The sequence below is a fragment of the Pseudomonas sp. Tav-5-1A genome (assembly GCF_055755055.1).
In genome coordinates, this window is the sequence record NZ_CM146901.1 from 1,486,462 (window position 1) to 1,506,240 (window position 19,779).

Below are 19,779 nucleotides of genomic sequence, written 5' to 3' on the forward strand. Positions count from 1 at the left end.
TCCAAGAGGATTTTGAAATGGCAGAAATTACTGCAGCGTTGGTCAAAGAACTGCGCGAGCGTACCGGCGAAGGCATGATGGACTGCAAAAAGGCCTTGACCAAGGCTGGCGGCGACATCGAAAAAGCGATCGACGACATGCGTGCCTCGGGCGCCATCAAGGCCGCCAAAAAGGCTGGCAACGTTGCCGCTGAAGGCGCTATCGCCGTTAAAGTTGACGCTGACAACAAGTCGGCCGTCATCCTGGAAGTCAACTCGCAGACCGACTTCCTGGCCCTGCAGGACGACTTCAAGAACTTCGTGGCTGCCAGCGTTGAAAAAGCCCTGGCCGACAAACTGACCGACGCAGCTCCGCTGATCGCCGCTCAGGAAGCTGCTCGCGAAGCCCTGGTTGCCAAAGTTGGCGAAAACGTCAACATTCGCCGCCTGGTTCGCGTTGAAGGCGACGTGGTCGACGCTTACCTGCACGGTAACAAGATCGGCGTAGTGGTTGCCCTGAAAGGCGGCAACGCCGAGCTGGCCAAAGACATCGCCATGCACGTGGCTGCCAGCAACCCAGAGTTCCTGCTGCCATCGCAAGTCTCCGCCGAAGCCATCGAACGCGAGAAAGCCGTGTTCCTGCAGCTGAACGAAGAGAAGATGAAAGGCAAGCCTGAGAACATCGTTGCGAACATGATCGACGGTCGCATCAAGAAGTTCCTGGCCGAGGCTTCCCTGGTCGAGCAGCCGTTCGTCAAGAACCCTGAAGTCAAGGTTGGCGACCTGGCCAAGAAAGCTGGCGCTGAAATCGTTTCGTTCACCTACTTCAAGGTCGGTGAAGGCATCGAGAAGCCAGTTGACAACTTCGCTGAAGAAGTTGCCGCTCAGCTGGCTGCTGCCAAGCAGTAAGACGGTCTAACCGCTGTCGTCCCAAAGAGGCTGCCCGCTCACGCGCGCAGCCTCTTTGTCAAAGTGAAAGGCGGAATCGTGGCTTACAAGGCCGCTTCCGATGGCGCTGTAGCAGCGCCAAGCTAGAGTTAGCGCAGGCTGCAAACAGCCCGCCCAGAATTTTTTAACGCCGCAGGAGAGATTCGCAATGGCTCAGCAGGTTAGTGGTCGTCAACCTCGCTATAAACGCATTTTGCTCAAACTTAGCGGCGAGGCCCTGATGGGCTCGGAAGACTTCGGCATCGACCCGAAGGTGCTGGACCGCATGGCCCTGGAAGTTGGCCAGCTGGTAGGTATCGGCGTGCAGGTCGGCCTGGTCATCGGTGGCGGCAACCTGTTCCGTGGTGCCGCCCTGAGCGAAGCCGGCATGGACCGCGTTACCGGTGACCACATGGGCATGCTCGCCACGGTGATGAACGCCCTGGCCATGCGCGATGCGCTGGAGCGCTCCAACATCCCCGCCATCGTCATGTCGGCGATCACCATGGTTGGCGTGACCGACCACTACGACCGCCGCAAGGCCGACCGCCTGCTCAAGTCCGGTGACGTGGTGATCTTCGCTGCCGGTACCGGCAACCCGTTCTTCACCACCGACTCCGCAGCGTGCCTGCGCGCCATCGAAATCGGTGCCGACGTGGTGTTGAAGGCAACCAAGGTGGATGGTGTGTACACTGCCGATCCATTCAAGGATCCGCATGCTGAGAAATTTGACCGCCTGACGTACGATGAGGTGCTGGACCGCAAGCTGGGTGTGATGGACCTGACCGCCATCTGCCTGTGCCGCGACCACAACATGCCGTTGCGGGTGTTTAACATGAACAAGCCAGGCGCTCTGCTGAATATCGTAGTGGGCGGCGCTGAAGGAACTCTGATCGAGGAAGGCGAAGAATGATCAACGAAATCAAGAAAGACGCTCAAGAGCGCATGCAGAAATCCCTGGAATCGCTGGCCCACGCGTTCAGCCGCATCCGTACCGGTCAGGCGCACCCCAGCATCCTGGGCGGCGTGATGGTGCCTTACTACGGCGCTGACACCCCGCTGAACCAGGTGGCCAACGTTACTGTTAAAGACTCGCGCACCCTGCAGGTCGTGGCGTTCGAGCGCAACATGCTGGCCGCCGTCGACAAGGCCATCCAGAGCTCGGGCCTGGGCTTCAACCCAACCAACCTGGGTGAGCTGCTGCTGATCACCATGCCGGCCCTGACCGAAGAAACCCGCAAGGGCTTCACCAAGCAGGCCCGTGAAGCGGCCGAAGACGGTCGCGTTGCCGTGCGTAACATCCGTCGTGACGCCCTGGGCCAGCTGAAAGACCTGGTCAAGGAAAAGGAAATCAGCGAAGACGAAGAACGTCGTGCCGCCGATGACGTCCAGAAGCTGACCGACAAATTCGTTGCCGAAATCGAAGTGGCCGTGAAGCAGAAAGAAGCCGACTTGATGGCTGTATAAGAAGGATCCGCGCGTTTCCATGGAAAAGACCAAGCAGACTGCGCCGTCTTCGGTGCCGCGACACGTTGCGATCATCATGGATGGGAATAATCGCTGGGCGAAGAAGCGCCTGTTGCCCGGTATCGCCGGGCACAAGGCCGGCGTGGACGCCGTTCGTGCCGTCATCGAGGTGTGCGCAGAGGCGAAGGTCGAGGTCCTGACCCTCTTTGCCTTCTCCAGCGAGAACTGGCAACGGCCGGCCGAAGAGGTCGGGGCCCTGATGGAACTGTTCTTCTCGGCCCTGCGCCGGGAAGCGCGGCGCCTGAATGAAAACCGCATCAGCCTGCGCATCATCGGCGATCGCTCGCGCTTTCACCCCGAGTTGCAGGCTGCCATGCGTGAGGCGGAGGCGTTGACCGCCGGCAATGACCGCTTCGTGCTGCAGATCGCCGCCAACTATGGCGGCCAGTGGGACATCGCCCAGGCCGCACAGCGCCTGGCCCGCGAAGTCCAGGCCGGGCACCTGCGCCCGGACGACATTACTCCCGGGTTGTTGCAGACCTGCCTGTCCACCGGCGACCTGCCGTTGCCTGACCTGTGCATCCGCACGGGCGGCGAGCGACGCATCAGCAACTTCCTGCTCTGGCAGCTGGCCTACGCCGAGCTGTATTTCTCCGACCTGTTCTGGCCGGACTTCAAACACGACGCCATGCGCACTGCGCTGGCCGATTTCGCTTCGCGCCAGCGCCGCTTCGGTAAGACGAGCGAGCAGGTCGAAGCCGGAGCCCGTGCTTAATGCTTAAACAACGCATCATTACAGCGCTGATCCTGCTGCCGATCGCCCTGTGCGGTTTCTTCCTGCTCGAAGGGGCGGGCTTTGCCCTGTTCATCGGCCTGGTAGTGACCCTGGGCGCCTGGGAATGGGCACGACTGGCCGGTTTCGAGGCCCAGGGTGCGCGGGTGGGCTTTGCCGCCGTGGTGGCCGCCATCCTGTTCTTCCTGTACCTGTCGCCTGCGCTGGCGCCGTTCGTGCTGGCCGCTGCGCTGATCTGGTGGGGCGTGGCGACGTTCCTGGTGCTGACGTTTCCGCGCACCAGCGAGCAGTGGGCCAGCGTGGCCTGCAAGCTGCTGATCGGCCTGCTGATCCTGCTGCCCGCCTGGCAGGGCCTGGTGCTGATCAAGGCCCAGGGCCAAGGCAACTGGCTGATCCTGGCGGTGATGGTGCTGGTCTGGGCTGCCGACATTGGCGCCTACTTCTCCGGCAGGGCGTTCGGCAAGGCCAAGCTGGCCCCGCAGGTCAGCCCCGGCAAGAGCTGGGCGGGCTTCTACGGTGGCATGGCGGTGAGCCTGCTAATTACTCTGGTGGTCGGCCAGGTGCGTCACTGGGGCATCGGCGAAACCCTGCTGTGCCTGATTGGCGCGGCCATTGTGGTAGCGCTGTCGGTGGTCGGTGACCTGACCGAAAGCATGTTCAAGCGCCGCGCGGGCATCAAGGACAGCAGCAACCTGCTGCCGGGCCATGGCGGCGTGCTGGACCGCATCGACAGTCTGACCGCTGCGGTGCCGGTGTTCGCCGTGCTGCTCTGGGCTGCCAACTGGAGTCCCCTGTGAACAAGCCACAGATGATTACCGTGCTCGGCGCCACCGGCTCTATCGGCCTGAGCACCCTGGACGTGGTGGCGCGCCACCCGGACCTGTACCAGGTGTTCGCGCTCACCGGCCATTCGCGCCTGCAGGAGCTGCTGGCGTTGTGCGTCAAGCACCAGCCCCAGGTGGCCGTGGTGGCGGACGAGGCGGGCGCGCGCCAGCTGGAGGCCGGGCTGCGTGCCGCCGGGCTGGCGACCCAGGTACTGATCGGCGAGCAGGGCCTGTGCCAGGTGGCTGCCGACCCGCGCGTGGACGCGGTGATGGCGGCCATTGTCGGTGCCGCGGGCCTGCGCCCGACGCTGGCGGCCGTGGAGGCGGGCAAGAAGGTCTTGCTGGCCAACAAGGAAGCGCTGGTGATGTCCGGCGCGCTGTTCATGCAGGCGGTGCGCCGCAGCGGCGCAGTGCTGCTGCCCATCGACAGCGAGCACAACGCCATCTTCCAGTGCCTGCCCGCTGATTTCAGCCGTGGCCTGGGCAATGTCGGCGTGCGTCGCATCCTGCTGACCGCCAGTGGCGGCCCGTTCCGCGAGACGCCGCTGGCCGACCTCGAGCACGTGACCCCCGAACAGGCCTGCGCGCACCCGAACTGGTCCATGGGGCGCAAGATCTCCGTGGATTCGGCCAGCATGATGAACAAGGGCCTGGAGCTGATCGAGGCCTGCTGGCTGTTCGACGCGCGGCCCGAGCAGGTCGAGGTGGTGGTGCATCGCCAAAGTGTGATTCACTCCATGGTCGATTATGTCGACGGCTCGGTGCTGGCGCAGTTGGGTAACCCCGACATGCGCACCCCCATCGCCCACGCGCTGGCCTGGCCGGCGCGCATGGATTCGGGGGTTGCGCCGCTGGACCTGTTCACCGTCGGCCGGCTGGATTTCGAAGCCCCCGACGAGCAGCGCTTCCCTTGCCTGCGCCTGGCGCGGCAGGCTGCCCAGGCCGGCAATAGCGCGCCAGCGACGCTCAACGCTGCCAACGAAGTGGCGGTGGCGGCATTTCTTGAGCGGCGCATCCGTTATCCCGAGATCGCGCGTATGATCGAGGATGTGCTGGAGCAGGAGCCGGTGGTGGCCCTGGATGCGCTGGACGCGGTGTTTGCCGCCGATGCCCGGGCCCGCGAGCTGGCGGGGCAATGGTTGAATCGCCACGGGCGTTGATCGCCGCGGTGTGCATGCACACCCCGGCTGATTGGCGCCGCGACGCAATTCGGAGAGAGTTATGAGTGCGCTCTACATGATTGTCGGTACCCTGGTGGCGCTGGGTGTGCTGGTTACCTTTCACGAATTCGGCCATTTCTGGGTCGCGCGACGCTGTGGTGTCAAGGTTCTGCGTTTCTCCGTGGGCTTCGGCCTGCCGCTGTTGCGTTGGCATGACCGCCAGGGCACCGAATACGTGGTAGCAGCCGTCCCGTTGGGTGGCTACGTGAAAATGCTCGACGAACGCGAGGGCGAGGTGCCGGCCGAGCAGCTGGACCAAGCCTTCAACCGCAAGAAGGTCGGCCAGCGCATTGCCATCGTCGCCGCCGGCCCCGTGGCCAACTTCCTGTTGGCAATCTTCTTCTTCTGGGTGCTGGCGATGCTGGGCAGCCAGCAGGTCAAGCCGGTGATCGGTGCCGTCGAGCCGGGCAGTATCGCGGCAGTGGCCGGCCTGAGCGCGGGCAGTGAAATTGTTTCAGTAGATGGCGAAGCCACCAGCGGCTGGTCCCAGGTCAACCTGCAACTGGTCCGTCGCCTGGGCGAGAGCGGTTCGCTGCAGATCAACGTGCGTCCCCAGGGCTCTACGGCCGATGAGCCGCATACCCTGGCGCTGGACCACTGGCTGCAGGGCACCGACGAGCCCGACCCGATTCATTCCCTGGGTATCCGCCCATGGCGTCCGGCGCTGGAGCCGGTGCTGGCTGAGCTGGATCCCAAGGGCCCGGCCCAGGCCGCTGGTCTGAAAACCGGCGACCGCCTGCTGGCCCTGGATGGCCAGGCGCTGGGCGATTGGCAGCAGGTCGTGGACCTGGTGCGCCAGCGCCCCGACGGCAAGATCACCCTGCATGTGCAGCGTGATGGCCAGCTGTTGGATGTGCCGGTGACCCTGGCCACCCGCGGCGAAGGCAAGGCTGCCGCGGGCTACATGGGTGCCGGGGTGAAGGCCGTGGAGTGGCCGCCGGAAATGACCCGTGAGGTCAGCTACGGCCCGCTTGCCGCCATCGGCGAGGGCGCCCGGCGCACCTGGACCATGAGCGTGCTGACCCTTGATTCGCTAAAGAAAATGCTCTTCGGCGAGCTCTCGGTAAAAAACTTGAGTGGACCGATAACCATTGCTAAAGTGGCGGGCGCTTCAGCCCAGTCGGGCGTTGGGGATTTCCTGAATTTCCTCGCCTATCTGAGCATTAGCCTGGGGGTTCTGAATTTGCTGCCCATCCCCGTGTTGGATGGGGGGCACTTGCTGTTCTACCTGATCGAATGGGTGCGTGGTCGCCCAGTGTCGGATCGGGTACAGGGTTGGGGGATCCAGATCGGTATCAGTTTGGTAGTCGGGGTGATGTTGCTTGCCCTGATCAACGATTTGGGTCGACTGTAAAGCTTCGCTCAATTGCGAACCTGCCGCCTTTGCGGCAGTTTGCTTATTGCCAGTTGGAATAAGAAAGGACTTCATGAAACGTCTGCTGCTTACTGCGGTTCTTGCCGCATTGATGGTCACCGAAGTTCACGCCGAGTCCTTCAAAATCACTGATATTCGTGTCAACGGCTTGCAGCGGGTATCCGCCGGCAGCGTGTTTGGTGCCTTGCCATTGAACGTTGGCGACGAAGCGGATGATCGACGCCTCGTGGATTCCACTCGCGCGCTGTTCAAGACCGGTTTCTTTCAGGATATCCAGCTGGGCCGCGACGGCAACGTCCTGGTCATCAGTGTAGTCGAACGCCCGTCGGTCTCCAGTATCGAGATCGAGGGCAACAAGGCTATTTCCACTGAAGACCTGATGAAAGGCCTGAAGCAGTCCGGTCTTGCCGAGGGCGAGATCTTCCAGCGTGCCACCCTTGAAGGCGTGCGCAACGAGCTGCAACGCCAGTACGTCGCCCAGGGCCGCTACACGGCCACCGTCGACGCCGAGGTGGTGCCGCAGCCGCGTAACCGCGTCAGCCTGAAGATCAAGATCAACGAAGGCACCGTCGCCGCCATCCAGCACATCAACGTGGTGGGTAACACGGTGTTCTCCGAAGAGGAACTGACCGATCAGTTCCAGCTCAAGACCACCAACTGGCTGTCGTTCTTCAAGAACGACGACAAGTACGCCCGGGAAAAACTCTCCGGCGACCTTGAGCGCCTGCGTTCCTACTACCTGGACCGCGGCTACATCAACATGGACATCGCTTCCACCCAGGTGTCGATCACCCCGGACAAGAAGAGCGTCTACATCACCGTCAACATCAACGAAGGGCAGAAGTACACCGTTCGTGACGTGAAGCTCTCCGGCGACCTGAAAGTGCCTGAAGACCAGGTCAAGGCGCTGCTGCTGGTGCAGAAGGACCAGGTGTTCTCGCGCAAGCTGATGACCACCACCAGCGAGCTGATCACCCGCCGCCTGGGCAACGACGGCTACACCTTTGCCAACGTCAACGGCGTGCCTACCCCGCATGACGACGACCACACCGTGGACATCACCTTCGTGGTCGACCCGGGCAAGCGTGCCTACGTGAACCGCATCAACTACCGCGGCAACACCAAGACCGATGACAAGGTGCTGCGCCGTGAAATGCGCCAGATGGAAGGCGGTTGGGCTTCCACCTACCTGATCGACCAGTCCAAGACCCGCCTGGAGCGCCTGGGCTACTTCAAGGAAGTCAACGTCGAGACCCCGGCCGTACCGGGCGTGGACGACCAGGTTGACGTGAACTACTCGGTAGAGGAACAAGCCTCCGGTTCGATCACCGCCAGCGTCGGTTTCGCCCAGAGCGCCGGCCTGATCCTGGGTGGCTCGATCAGCCAGAGCAACTTCCTGGGTACCGGTAACAAGGTCTCCATCGGCCTGACCAAGTCCGAGTACCAGACCCGCTACAACTTCAGCTACGTCGACCCGTACTTCACGCCGGACGGCGTGAGCCTGGGTTACAACGCCTTCTACCGCAAGACCGACTACAGCGACCTCGACGTCGATATCGCCAGCTACTCGGTTGACAGCTACGGCGTTGGCATGACCTTCGGCTACCCGATCAGCGAGACCTCTCGCCTGACCTACGGCCTGACGCTGCAACACGACAACATCAGCACCGGCACCTACACCGTCGACGAGATCTTCGATTTCATCGACAAGGAAGGCAGCAGCTTCACCAACCTGAAGGCGTCCGTGGGCTGGTCCGATTCGACCTTGAACAAGGGCACCCTGCCGACCCGTGGTCACTCGCAGAGCGTGACGTTCGAAACCACCACGCCTGGCAGTGATCTGGCGTTCTACAAGCTCGACTATCGCGGCCAACTGTTTACCCCAATCACCGATACCTATACCCTGCGCCTGCACTCGGAACTGGGCTACGGCGATGGCTACGGTTCGACCTCGGGCCTGCCGTTCTATGAAAACTACTACGCCGGTGGCTTCAACTCCGTTCGTGGCTTCAAGGACAGCACGCTGGGCCCGCGCAGCACGCCGAACAAGGCAGACCCTGACCAGAGCCCGCAAGCCTTTGGTGGTAACGTCCTGGTTACCGGTGGTGCGGAAATCCTGTTCCCGATGCCATTCGTGAAGGACCAGCGTTCGCTGCGTACCTCGCTGTTCCTGGACATGGGTAGCACCTTCAATACCAATTGTGCGAAGACTTCTGTGAACTGCACCAGCGTCGACTTCTCAGAAATGGCTGCTTCCGTCGGTCTGGGCGTGACCTGGGTTACCGCACTGGGCCCGTTGAGCTTTGCCCTGGGCATGCCGGTCAAGAAGCCTGACAACGCCGAAACCCAGATCTTCCAATTCTCCCTGGGCCAGACCTTCTAAGGTCTGCCCAACCACAGTTTCCGTAGGAGTGCACCGTGCGCAAGTTGACACAAATGGTTCTTCTGGCAGCCACCCTGGCCGCTACCGCTACCCCAGCGTTTGCCGACATGAAAATTGCCGTGCTGAACTATCAGATGGCACTGCTGGAGTCTGACGCGGCCAAGCAGTACGCCGTGGATGCCGAGAAGAAGTTCGGCCCGCAACTGACCAAACTCAAGGCCCTGGAAAGCAGCGCCAAGGGTATCCAGGACCGCCTGGTGAACGGCGGCGACAAGCTGCCACAAGGTGACCGCGAGAAGCTGGAGCTGGACTTCAAGCAGAAGGCCCGCGACTTCCAGTTCCAGTCCAAGGAGCTGAACGAAGCCAAGGCCAACGCCGACCGCGACATGCTCAAGCAGCTGAAGCCGAAGCTGGATGGCGCTGTTGAAGAAGTCATCAAGAACGGCGGCTTTGACCTGGTACTCGAGCGTGGCGCTGTGATCGATGTCAAACCTCAATACGACATCACTCGCCAAGTCATCGAGCGCATGAACAAAGCGCGCTGATATGACTGTGACCCTGAAGCTCGGCCAATTGGCCGAGTTCCTCGGTGCGACCCTGCGGGGCAGCGAGGATACCGAAATTACCGGGCTGGCCACTTTGCAAGAGGCCGGCCCTGGTCAGTTGAGCTTCCTGGCAAACCCCCAGTACCGCAAGTTCCTGCCTGACTGCACCGCTGCGGCCGTGCTGCTCAAGGCGGCGGACGCCGAAGGCTACGCCGGCGCTGCGCTGGTGGTGGCCGACCCGTATCTGGCCTACGCCCGTGTTTCCCACCTGTTCGACCCCAAGCCCAAGGCAGCGGCCGGCATTCATGCCAGCGCCGTGGTGGCGGCCGACGCGGTGGTGGACCCCACTGCCAGCATCGGCGCGTTCGCGGTGATTGAAAGCGGCGCGCAGATTGGCGCCGGCACCACCGTGGGCGCCCACTGCTTCATCGGCGCGCGTTGCGTGATCGACGAAGGCGGCTGGCTGGCCCCACGCGTCACCCTGTACCACGACGTGCGCATCGGCAAGCGCGTGGTCATCCAGTCCGGCGCGGTGCTGGGCGGCGAAGGCTTCGGCTTCGCCAACGAAAAGGGCGTGTGGAACAAGATTGCCCAGGTGGGCGGCGTCAGCATCGGCGACGACGTGGAAATTGGCGTGAACACTGCGGTAGACCGCGGCGCGCTGGCTGACACGGTGATTGGCAACGGCGTCAAGCTCGACAACCAGATTCAGATCGCCCACAACGTGCAGATCGGCGACAACACCGCCATGGCGGCGTGCGTCGGCATCTCCGGCAGCACCAAGATCGGCAAGAATTGCATGCTGGCCGGCGGCGTGGGCCTGGTGGGCCATATCGATATCTGTGACGGTGTCTTCATCACCGGCATGACCATGGTCACCCATTCCATCACCGAGCCAGGGGCCTATTCCTCGGGCACGGCGATGCAGCCAGCGGGCGAGTGGCGCAAGAGCGCGGCACGCCTGCGCCAGATAGATGACATGTTCCGTCGTCTCAAACAGGTAGAAAAGCGTGTCGAAGCCGTGACCCCGGACGACAAAGCATCATCTGATGGCTGATACCAATTCCATATCAAGTGTGCACAGCCGCTAAACTGCCTCCTTGATTTGCAATAGGAGTGCTGCGCGTCAGTCGCGCGCTCCCTATCTTTTATACAGGCTTCCCCCCGAAATGATGGACATCAACGAGATTCGCGAATACCTGCCTCACCGTTACCCGTTCCTGCTGGTGGACCGTGTAGTGGAGCTGGACGTCGAGGCACAGCGCATTCGCGCCTACAAGAATGTCAGCATCAACGAGCCATTCTTCAACGGCCACTTCCCGCAGCACCCGATCATGCCGGGCGTGCTGATCATCGAGGCAATGGCCCAGGCAGCTGGTATTCTTGGTTTCAAGATGCTGGACGTGAAACCGGCCGACGGTACCCTGTACTACTTCGTGGGTTCCGACAAACTGCGTTTCCGCCAGCCGGTGCTGCCGGGCGACCAGTTGATCCTGGAAGCCAAGTTCATCAGCTGCAAGCGCCAGATCTGGAAATTCGAGTGCCAGGCCTCCGTTGACGGCAAGCCGGTGTGCTCGGCCGAAATCATTTGTGCGGAACGCAAGCTATGAGTTTGATTGACCCTCGCGCCATCATCGACCCGTCTGCCATTCTGGCGGACGGCGTCGAGGTCGGCCCTTGGTCGATCATCGGCGCTGGCGTTGAAATCGGCGAGGGGACCGTCATCGGCCCCCACGTGATTCTCAAGGGGCCGACCAAAATCGGTAAGCACAACCGCATCTACCAGTTTTCCTCGGTAGGCGAAGACACCCCTGACCTCAAGTACAAGGGCGAAGACACGCGCCTGGTCATCGGTGACCACAACGTGATCCGCGAAGGCGTGACCATCCACCGTGGCACCGTCCAGGACCGCGCGGAAACCACCCTGGGTGACCACAACCTGGTCATGGCCTACGCCCACATCGGCCACGACTGCGTGATCGGCAACCACTGCATCCTGGTCAACAACACTGCGTTGGCGGGCCATGTGCACATGGACGACTGGGCGATCCTGTCCGGTTTCACCCTGGTGCACCAGTACTGCCACATCGGCGCCCACAGCTTCTCCGGCATGGGCACCGCCATTGGCAAGGACGTGCCTGCCTACGTCACGGTGTTCGGCAACCCGGCCGAGGCGCGCAGCATGAACTTCGAAGGCATGCGCCGTCGTGGCTTCAGCGATGACGCCATCCATGCCCTGCGTCGCGCCTACAAGGTGGTCTACCGCCAGGGCCTGACCGTCGACCAGGCGATCGCCGAGCTGGCCGAGCCGGCTGCCCAGTACCCTGAGGTGGACGTGTTCCTGCGCTCCATCCAGAACTCGACCCGCGGCATCACCCGCTGATGCCGTTGCCAGGCAAGCTGCGCGTCGCCCTGGTGGCGGGCGAGGCCAGTGGCGATATTCTCGGCGCCGGGCTGATGCAGGCCCTCAAGGCGCGCCACCCGGACATCGAATTCATGGGCGTGGGCGGCCCGCTCATGGAAGCCCAGGGCCTGGTGTCCGAGTTCCCCATGGAGCGGTTGGCCGTGATGGGCCTGGTGGAGGTGCTGGGGCGCCTGCGCGAGCTGCTGGCCCGGCGCAAGCTGCTGATCCAGACCTTGATCGAGCGCAAGCCCGACGTGTTCATCGGCATCGATGCGCCCGATTTCACCCTCAACATCGAACTCAAGTTGCGTCAGGCCGGGATCAAGACCGTGCACTACGTCAGCCCATCCGTGTGGGCATGGCGGCAGAAGCGCGTGCTGAAGATCCGCGAAGGCTGCGACCTGATGCTGACCCTGTTCCCCTTCGAAGCGAAATTCTACGAAGAGAAGGGCGTGCCGGTGCGGTTCGTCGGCCACTCGCTGGCCGACACCATCCCGCTGCAGGCCGACCGTGCCCAGGCGCGCGCCGAGATCGGCCTGCCCCTGGACGGCCAAGTGGTGGCGCTGATGCCGGGCAGCCGTGGCGGCGAAGTAGGGCGCCTGGGCGAGCTGTTCCTCGACGCCGCCCAGCGCCTGCTGGCCCAGCGCCCAGGCCTGCGCTTCGTGCTGCCGTGCGCCAACGCCGCGCGCCGGGCACAGATCGAGGCCATGCTGGTGGGCCGCGACCTGCCGCTGACCCTGCTCGACGGCCAGTCCCATCGCGCCCTGGCGGCCTGCGACGCGGTGCTGATCGCCTCTGGCACCGCTACCCTGGAGGCGTTGCTGTACAAGCGCCCGATGGTAGTGGCGTACCGCCTGGCGGGGCTCAGCTACTGGATTCTCAAGCGTATGGTGAAAAGCCCGTACGTGTCGCTGCCCAACCTGCTGGCCCAGCGCATGCTGGTGCCCGAGTTGCTGCAGGACGCCGCCACCCCCGAAGCCCTGGTGCAAACGCTGCTACCCTTGCTGGACAACGGCCAGGCGCAGACCCAAGGCTTCGACGACATTCACCGCACCCTGCGCCGCGATGCCTCCAACCAGGCCGCGGAAGGCGTGCTGGCACTGCTGGCGAAACAATGACCTCACAAATGCAAATGGGCCTGGACTACACCCTGGTCGAAGATCTGGTGGCTGGCGTCGACGAAGTGGGCCGTGGCCCGCTGTGCGGCGCCGTGGTCACCGCGGCGGTGATCCTCGACCCGAACCGGCCGATCCTGGGGCTCAACGACTCCAAGAAGCTGACCGAGGCCAAGCGCGAGAAGCTGTTCGACGAGATCTGCGAAAAGGCCCTGAGCTGGCACATCGCCCGCGCCGAGGTCGAGGAAATCGACGAGCTGAACATCCTCCACGCCACCATGCTGGCCATGCAGCGCGCGGTGGAAGGCCTGCACATCACCCCCAAGCTCGCGCTGATCGACGGCAACCGCTGCCCGAAACTGGCAGTGCCCAGCGCCCCGGTGGTGCAGGGCGACGCCAAGGTGCCGGCGATTGCCGCCGCCTCCATCCTGGCCAAGGTCAGCCGTGACCGGGAAATGGCCGCGTTCGAGCTGATCTACCCCGGCTACGGCATCGGCGGGCACAAGGGCTACCCCACGCCCGTGCACCTGGAAGCGCTGGCCCGCCTGGGGCCTACGCCTATCCACCGTCGTTCGTTCGCGCCGGTGCGCCAGGCGTATGAAGCGCGGGCGCTGCTGGACCCGGACATGTCGCTGAGCTGAGCTGGCTGATGTTTTGATCAAGGCCCGGTACAATCCGGGCTTTGTTGTTTTGTGCACCTATAGGATCACCATGTCGGTTTCTTTCGTTCATCTTCGCCTGCACACCGAATATTCCCTGGTCGACGGCCTGGTGCGCATCAAGCCACTGGTCAAGGCCCTGGCCGGCATGAACATGCCCGCAGTGGCGGTGACCGACCAGAACAACATGTGTTCGCTGGTCAAGTTCTACAAGACGGCCATGGGCGGCGGCATCAAGCCGATCTGCGGCGCCGACCTGTGGTTGGCCAACAAGGATCCCGACGGCCCGCTGAGCCGCATCAGCCTGCTGGCGATGAACGCCCTGGGCTACCGCAACATCACCGAACTGATCTCCCGCGGTTTCATCGACGGCCAACGCAACGGCCAGGTGATCATCGAGCGCGAGTGGGTGGCCGAGGCCAGCGAGGGCGTGATCTGCCTGTCCGCGGCCAAGGAAGGTGAGATCGGCATGGCGCTGCTGGGGGGCAACCCGCTGGACGCCGAGGCGCTGCTGCAGGAGTGGATGGCGGTGTTCCCCGACCGCTTCTACGTGGAAGTGCAGCGCACCAACCGCACCAACGACGAAGAGTACCTGCACGCCGCCGTGGCCCTGGCCGACAAGTTCGGCGCGCCGCTGGTGGCCACCAACGACGTGCGCTTCATCCGCCAGGAAGACTTCGAGGCCCACGAGACCCGTGTGTGCATCGGCGAAGGCCGGGCCCTGGATGACCCACGCCGCAACAAGAACTACAGCGACCAGCAGTACCTGAAAAGCGCCGAGGAAATGCACGCGCTGTTCAGCGACCTGCCCGAGGCGCTGGAAAACACCGTCGAGATCGCCAAGCGTTGCAACATCGACGTCAAGTTGGGCAAGCACTTCCTGCCCGACTACCCGATTCCCGATGGCATGACCATCGACGAATACTTCCGCAAGGTGTCGTTCGACGGTCTGGAAGAGCGCCTGGCGGTGCTGCTGCCGCGCGACACCACCGAGGACTACGAGGCCAAGCGCCAGGTCTACGTGGACCGGCTGAACTTCGAGCTGGATATCATCATCCAGATGGGCTTCCCCGGTTACTTCCTGATCGTGATGGACTTCATCCAGTGGGCCAAGAGCAACGGCGTGCCGGTAGGCCCTGGCCGGGGTTCGGGCGCCGGCTCCCTGGTGGCCTACGTGCAGAAGATCACCGACCTCGACCCGCTGGAATATGACCTGCTGTTCGAACGTTTCCTTAACCCGGAACGGGTCTCCATGCCCGACTTCGACGTCGACTTCTGCATGGACGGCCGCGACCGGGTGATCGACTACGTGGCCGAGAAATACGGCCGCAACGCCGTGAGCCAGATCATTACCTTCGGTTCCATGGCTGCCAAGGCGGTGGTCCGTGACGTGGCGCGGGTGCAGGGCAAGTCCTATGGCCTGGCCGACCGCCTGTCGAAGATGATCCCCTTCGAAGTGGGCATGACCCTGGAGAAAGCCTACGAGCAGGAAGAGATCCTGCGCGACTTCCTCAAGACCGATGAGGAAGCCGGCGAAATCTGGGAGATGGCGCGCAAGCTCGAGGGTATTACCCGTAACGTCGGCAAGCACGCCGGTGGCGTGGTTATCGCCCCGACCAAGCTCACTGACTTCTCGCCCATTTACTGCGACGAGGCCGGCGACGGCCTGGTGACCCAGTTCGACAAGGACGACGTGGAGGCGGCTGGCCTGGTGAAGTTCGACTTCCTCGGCCTGCGTACCCTGACGATCATCGACTGGGCCCTGAAGACCATCAACCGCGACCGCGCCAAGGTCGGCGAAGAGCCGCTGGACATCGCCTTCATCCCGCTGGACGACAAGCCCACCTACAGCCTGCTGCAGAAAGCCGAGACCACCGCGGTGTTCCAGCTTGAATCGCGCGGCATGAAGGAGCTGATCAAGAAACTCAAGCCCGACTGCCTGGAAGACTTGATCGCACTGGTGGCCCTGTTCCGTCCGGGCCCGCTGCAATCGGGCATGGTGGACGACTTCATCAACCGCAAGCACGGCCGCGCCGAGCTGGCCTATCCGCACCCCGACTACCAGTACGAAGGCCTCAAGCCGGTATTGGCACCGACCTACGGCATCATCCTGTACCAGGAACAGGTGATGCAGATCGCCCAGGTGATGGCGGGCTACACCCTGGGTGGCGCGGACATGCTGCGCCGGGCCATGGGTAAGAAAAAGCCCGAGGAAATGGCCAAGCAGCGCGGTGGCTTCATCGAAGGTTGTGCCAACAACAACATCGATGCGGACCTGGCGGGCAACATCTTCGACCTGGTGGAAAAGTTCGCCGGCTACGGCTTCAACAAATCCCACTCCGCCGCCTACGGCCTGGTGTCGTACCAGACCGCCTGGCTGAAAGCCCACTACCCGGCGCCGTTCATGGCCGCGGTACTGTCGGCGGACATGCACAACACCGACAAGGTCGTGACCTTGATCGAGGAAGTGCGCACCATGAAACTGCGCCTCGATGCGCCGGACGTGAACGCCTCGGAGTTCAAGTTCACGGTGAACGACGAAGGCCGCATCATCTATGGCCTGGGTGCCATCAAGGGCGTCGGCGAGGGGCCGGTGGAGGCCATCACCGAGGCCCGCCAGGCCGGCCCGTTCAAGGACCTGTTCGACTTCTGCGAGCGCATCGACCTCAAGCGCGTGAACAAGCGCACCCTCGATGGCCTGATCCGCAGTGGCGCGCTGGACCGCCTGGGCCCGTTCTTCCACGACGAGAGCAAGGCGTACCTGGCCAACATCGACCGCAACCGCGCGGTGCTGCTGGCAGCCATGGAAGAGGCGATCAAGGCGGCCGAGCAGACCGCGCGCACCCATGACAGCGGCCACAGCGACCTGTTCGGCGGCCTGTTCGTGGAGGAAGACGCCGACGTCTACGCCAGCCACCGCAAGGCCAAGGAGCTGACCCTCAAGGAGCGCCTTCGCGGCGAGAAGGAAACCCTGGGGCTGTACCTCACCGGTCACCCGATCGACGAATACGAAGGCGAGATCCGCCGTTTCGCCCGCCAGCGCATCATCGACCTGAAGCCGGCCCGTGGCACCCAGACAGTGGCGGGCATGGTCATCAACCTGCGGGTGATGAAGAACAAGAAGGGCGACAAGATGGGCTTCATCACCCTCGACGACCGCTCGGCGCGTATCGAGGCCTCGCTGTTCGCCGACGCCTTCATGGCAGCGCAGTCGCTGCTGCAGACCGACGCCATGGTGGTGGTGGAAGGCGAGGTCAGCAACGATGACTTCTCCGGCGGCCTGCGCCTGCGGGTCAACCGCGTGATGACCATGGAAGACGCGCGCACCAACCTGGCCGAGAGCCTGCGCCTGAAGGTGCACGCCGACGCCCTGAAGGGCGACCGCCTGGGCTGGCTGGGCGAGCTGTGCAAGCGCCACCGCGGCGCCTGCCCGATCACCATGGAGTACACCGGCCCCGACGCCAAGGCGCTGTTGCAGTTCGGCGAGGACTACCGAATTGATCCCGGTGATGGTTTGATTCAAGCGCTGCGTGACCAGTTCGGGCGTGAGAACGTCTTCCTGCAATATCGTTGAGCCTGTCAAAGGTGACTAGACTCGACCCAGATCGTTAAACTCGACCTCAATGCGCCCTTTCCCGTATGGTAGGGCGCTTAACGGATCAACCGGCCGGCCGCTTGGCCGTCGACCCAAGACGGATGCCTATGAACCCGAATTTTCTTGATTTCGAACAGCCGATCGCTGACCTGCAAGCCAAGATTGAAGAGCTGCGCCTGGTCGGCAATGACAATTCGCTGAACATCAGCGATGAGATCTCGCGCCTGCAAGACAAGAGCAGCACCCTGACCGAAAGCATTTTCGGCAACCTGACCAGCTGGCAGATCGCACGCATGGCGCGCCACCCGCGCCGTCCGTACACCCTGGACTACATCCAGCACATCTTCACCGAGTTCGATGAGCTGCACGGCGACCGTCACTTCTCCGACGACGCCGCCATCGTCGGTGGTATCGCCCGCCTGGACGACCAGCCAGTGATGGTCATCGGTCACCAGAAAGGCCGTGAAGTGCGCGAGAAGGTGCGCCGCAACTTCGGCATGCCGCGCCCTGAAGGCTACCGCAAGGCCTGCCGCCTGATGGAAATGGCCGAGCGCTTCAAGATGCCGATCCTGACCTTCATCGACACCCCGGGCGCCTACCCGGGCATCGACGCCGAAGAGCGTAACCAGAGCGAAGCCATCGCCTGGAACCTGCGTGTCATGGCGCGCCTGAAAACCCCGATCATCGCCACCGTGATCGGCGAAGGTGGTTCGGGCGGTGCACTGGCCATTGGCGTGTGCGACCAGCTGAACATGCTGCAATACTCCACCTACGCGGTGATCTCGCCTGAAGGCTGCGCTTCCATTCTGTGGAAGACCGCCGAGAAGGCCCCGGACGCCGCCGAGGCCATGGGTATCACGGCCGAGCGCCTGAAAGGCCTGGGTATCGTCGACAAGGTGATCCAGGAGCCGCTGGGCGGCGCCCACCGCGACCCGGCTGCTGCTTCGGCACTGATCCGCAAGGAGCTGAGCTCGCAGCTGGCCATGCTCAAGGGCCTGGACATGGACGCGCTGCTCAAGCGCCGCTATGACCGCCTGATGAGCTACGGCCTGTAAGCCACGGCTTCGCGGCGCTCCGGACGCGGCCTGCGGCCGCTGCTACACCCGTAGCAGCGGCCGCAGGCCGCGTCAGGAGCACCCCAAAAAGGAGCCTGCCATGTTTCCGCTGCTGACTTCATGGCGCACCGCCCCACGCTGGCACATCGCCCTCTCCGGCGGCCTTGACTCCACCGTCCTGCTGCACCAGCTGGCCACCCTGGCCCGCACCGAAACCCTGCCTCCCTTGCACGCCATTCACGTCCATCACGGCCTTCAGGCCGCGGCCGACGCGTGGCCGCAGCATTGCCAGCAACTGTGCGACAGCCTGGGCGTGCCCTTGACCGTGGTGCACGTGCAGGTGACGCCTGGCGCCAGCCTGGAGGCGGCCGCCCGCGAGGCGCGCTACCGGGCGTTCGAGCAGGCAGTGGGGCTGGGTGAGGTGCTGCTGACGGGCCAGCACCGTGATGACCAGGCCGAGACCCTGCTGTTCCGCCTGCTGCGCGGCACTGGCGTACGCGGCCTGGCCGGCATGGCGGCCGAGCGTGCGCTGGGGCAGGGGTGGCTGCTGCGCCCGCTGCTCGACGTTTCCCGTGCCCAGCTTGAGCAGTATGCCAACAGCCATCGGCTGGCCTGGGTGGAAGACCCCTCGAACACTGACACGCGTTTCTCGCGCAACTACCTGCGCAACGACGTGCTGCCGGTGATCGCCCGGCGCTGGCCGCAGTTCGCCCAGACCTTCGCCCGCACCGCCAGCCATCTGGCCGAAGCCCAGGGCTTGCTGGCCGAGTTGGCGGCGCAGGACCTGCGGGTGGCCAGCACGCCATCGCCGTTCCCCTGGCTGACGTTGCCGTCGCTGGATCTGGGCGCGTTGCAGGCATTGTCCGACGCCCGCCAGCGCAACGCCCTGCAGCATTGGTTGACGCCGCTGACGCGCCTGCCCGACGCGCAACATTGGGCAGGCTGGCAGGACCTGCGTGACGCCGCGCCGTCCGCCACCCCGGTGTGGGCACTGGCCGATGGCAACCTGCAGCGCGCGGCCGGTCGCTTGTGGTGGCTGGCCGACGACTGGTTGCAGGCGCCCCAAGGCGTGGCCGAGTGGGCAGACCCCGTCGCGCCCTTGCCGTTGCCCGACAATGGCCAGGTACGGATGTGCGGCCTGGCGCCGCAGGGCAGGGTGCAGGTTCGCTACCGCCAGGGCGGCGAAATGCTCCAGATAGAGGGGCGCGGCCACCGCGACCTGAAGCGCCTGCTCAACGAATCGGGCCTGCCGCCGTTCGTGCGCGGGCGCTTGCCGCTGCTGTTCGTCGACGGCCAATTGCAGGCTGTCGCCAACCTGCCGTTGGGCCCGGGGCAGGGCGCGGTTTTGCACTGGCTGCCACCGACGAACGCACAACGTTTGAGATGAAAGGCTGTTTCCGGTAGACTACGCTCCCTTCTTGATACAACTTCTGTGCTTG

17 protein-coding genes are annotated in these 19,779 nt (G+C 63.6%); all 17 read left to right on the forward strand.

Annotation, left to right across the window (positions count from 1 at the left end):
• Positions 1-17 precede the first annotated feature (17 nt).
• The 17 genes from tsf to tilS all read left to right on the forward strand — a co-directional run bounded on the left by tsf (position 18) and on the right by tilS (position 19,727).
• Positions 18-887 (forward strand): translation elongation factor Ts, encoded by an 870-nt coding sequence (gene tsf / locus AC0J42_RS06670; protein WP_473005598.1) that lies wholly within the window; start codon positions 18-20, stop codon positions 885-887.
• Between the two features lie 187 nt (positions 888-1,074).
• Complete coding sequence (gene pyrH, locus AC0J42_RS06675; protein ID WP_008366369.1) at positions 1,075-1,818, forward strand: UMP kinase; 744 nt, start codon at positions 1,075-1,077, stop codon at positions 1,816-1,818.
• Entirely contained in the window at positions 1,815-2,372 is a 558-nt protein-coding gene (gene frr, locus AC0J42_RS06680; RefSeq protein ID WP_416422843.1) for a ribosome recycling factor, read from the forward strand. The genes pyrH and frr overlap by 4 nt, the downstream gene beginning before the upstream one ends.
• 19 nt (positions 2,373-2,391) lie before the next feature.
• Positions 2,392-3,147, forward strand: a complete 756-nt coding sequence (gene uppS, locus AC0J42_RS06685; protein WP_416422844.1) for a polyprenyl diphosphate synthase — start codon at positions 2,392-2,394, stop codon at positions 3,145-3,147.
• On the forward strand, positions 3,147-3,962 hold the full coding sequence (locus tag AC0J42_RS06690) for a phosphatidate cytidylyltransferase (protein ID WP_416422845.1): 816 nt from the start codon (positions 3,147-3,149) through the stop codon (positions 3,960-3,962). Before uppS ends, AC0J42_RS06690 begins: the two co-directional genes overlap by 1 nt.
• Positions 3,959-5,149, forward strand: a complete 1,191-nt coding sequence (ispC, locus tag AC0J42_RS06695) for a 1-deoxy-D-xylulose-5-phosphate reductoisomerase (protein WP_473005599.1) — start codon at positions 3,959-3,961, stop codon at positions 5,147-5,149. Before AC0J42_RS06690 ends, ispC begins: the two co-directional genes overlap by 4 nt.
• A 61-nt stretch (positions 5,150-5,210) precedes the next feature.
• Positions 5,211-6,563 carry a sigma E protease regulator RseP gene (rseP, locus tag AC0J42_RS06700; RefSeq protein ID WP_473005600.1) on the forward strand — a complete coding sequence of 451 codons (1,353 nt, stop codon included), beginning with the start codon at positions 5,211-5,213 and terminating at the stop codon, positions 6,561-6,563.
• Positions 6,564-6,636: 73 nt separating this feature from the next.
• Positions 6,637-8,967 carry an outer membrane protein assembly factor BamA gene (gene bamA, locus AC0J42_RS06705; protein WP_473005601.1) on the forward strand — a complete coding sequence of 777 codons (2,331 nt, stop codon included), beginning with the start codon at positions 6,637-6,639 and terminating at the stop codon, positions 8,965-8,967.
• A 35-nt stretch (positions 8,968-9,002) separates the two neighbouring features.
• Positions 9,003-9,512, forward strand: coding sequence for an OmpH family outer membrane protein (locus AC0J42_RS06710; protein WP_416422849.1), 510 nt, complete (start codon positions 9,003-9,005; stop codon positions 9,510-9,512).
• A 1-nt stretch (position 9,513) separates the two neighbouring features.
• Positions 9,514-10,569: a UDP-3-O-(3-hydroxymyristoyl)glucosamine N-acyltransferase gene (gene lpxD, locus AC0J42_RS06715; protein WP_473005602.1), complete on the forward strand. Its 1,056-nt coding sequence runs from the start codon at positions 9,514-9,516 to the stop codon at positions 10,567-10,569.
• A gap of 112 nt (positions 10,570-10,681) precedes the next feature.
• Positions 10,682-11,122, forward strand: a complete 441-nt coding sequence (fabZ, locus tag AC0J42_RS06720; protein ID WP_416422851.1) for a 3-hydroxyacyl-ACP dehydratase FabZ — start codon at positions 10,682-10,684, stop codon at positions 11,120-11,122.
• Positions 11,119-11,895: an acyl-ACP--UDP-N-acetylglucosamine O-acyltransferase gene (lpxA, locus tag AC0J42_RS06725; protein ID WP_416422852.1), complete on the forward strand. Its 777-nt coding sequence runs from the start codon at positions 11,119-11,121 to the stop codon at positions 11,893-11,895. Before fabZ ends, lpxA begins: the two co-directional genes overlap by 4 nt.
• A 5-nt stretch (positions 11,896-11,900) precedes the next feature.
• Positions 11,901-13,034, forward strand: a complete 1,134-nt coding sequence (gene lpxB / locus AC0J42_RS06730; RefSeq protein WP_416427547.1) for a lipid-A-disaccharide synthase — start codon at positions 11,901-11,903, stop codon at positions 13,032-13,034.
• Between the two features lie 8 nt (positions 13,035-13,042).
• Positions 13,043-13,672: a ribonuclease HII gene (rnhB, locus tag AC0J42_RS06735; RefSeq protein ID WP_473006818.1), complete on the forward strand. Its 630-nt coding sequence runs from the start codon at positions 13,043-13,045 to the stop codon at positions 13,670-13,672.
• A gap of 70 nt (positions 13,673-13,742) precedes the next feature.
• Positions 13,743-17,264 (forward strand): DNA polymerase III subunit alpha, encoded by a 3,522-nt coding sequence (gene dnaE, locus AC0J42_RS06740; RefSeq protein ID WP_473005603.1) that lies wholly within the window; start codon positions 13,743-13,745, stop codon positions 17,262-17,264.
• 128 nt (positions 17,265-17,392) lie between these two features.
• A complete protein-coding gene (locus tag AC0J42_RS06745; RefSeq protein ID WP_416422854.1) occupies positions 17,393-18,340 on the forward strand; it encodes an acetyl-CoA carboxylase carboxyltransferase subunit alpha in 948 nt (315 codons plus the stop codon).
• A gap of 100 nt (positions 18,341-18,440) precedes the next feature.
• The gene (gene tilS, locus AC0J42_RS06750) at positions 18,441-19,727 is read left to right on the forward strand and encodes a tRNA lysidine(34) synthetase TilS (protein WP_473005604.1); all 1,287 of its coding nucleotides are present in this window, start codon (positions 18,441-18,443) and stop codon (positions 19,725-19,727) included.
• Positions 19,728-19,779 lie beyond the last annotated feature (52 nt).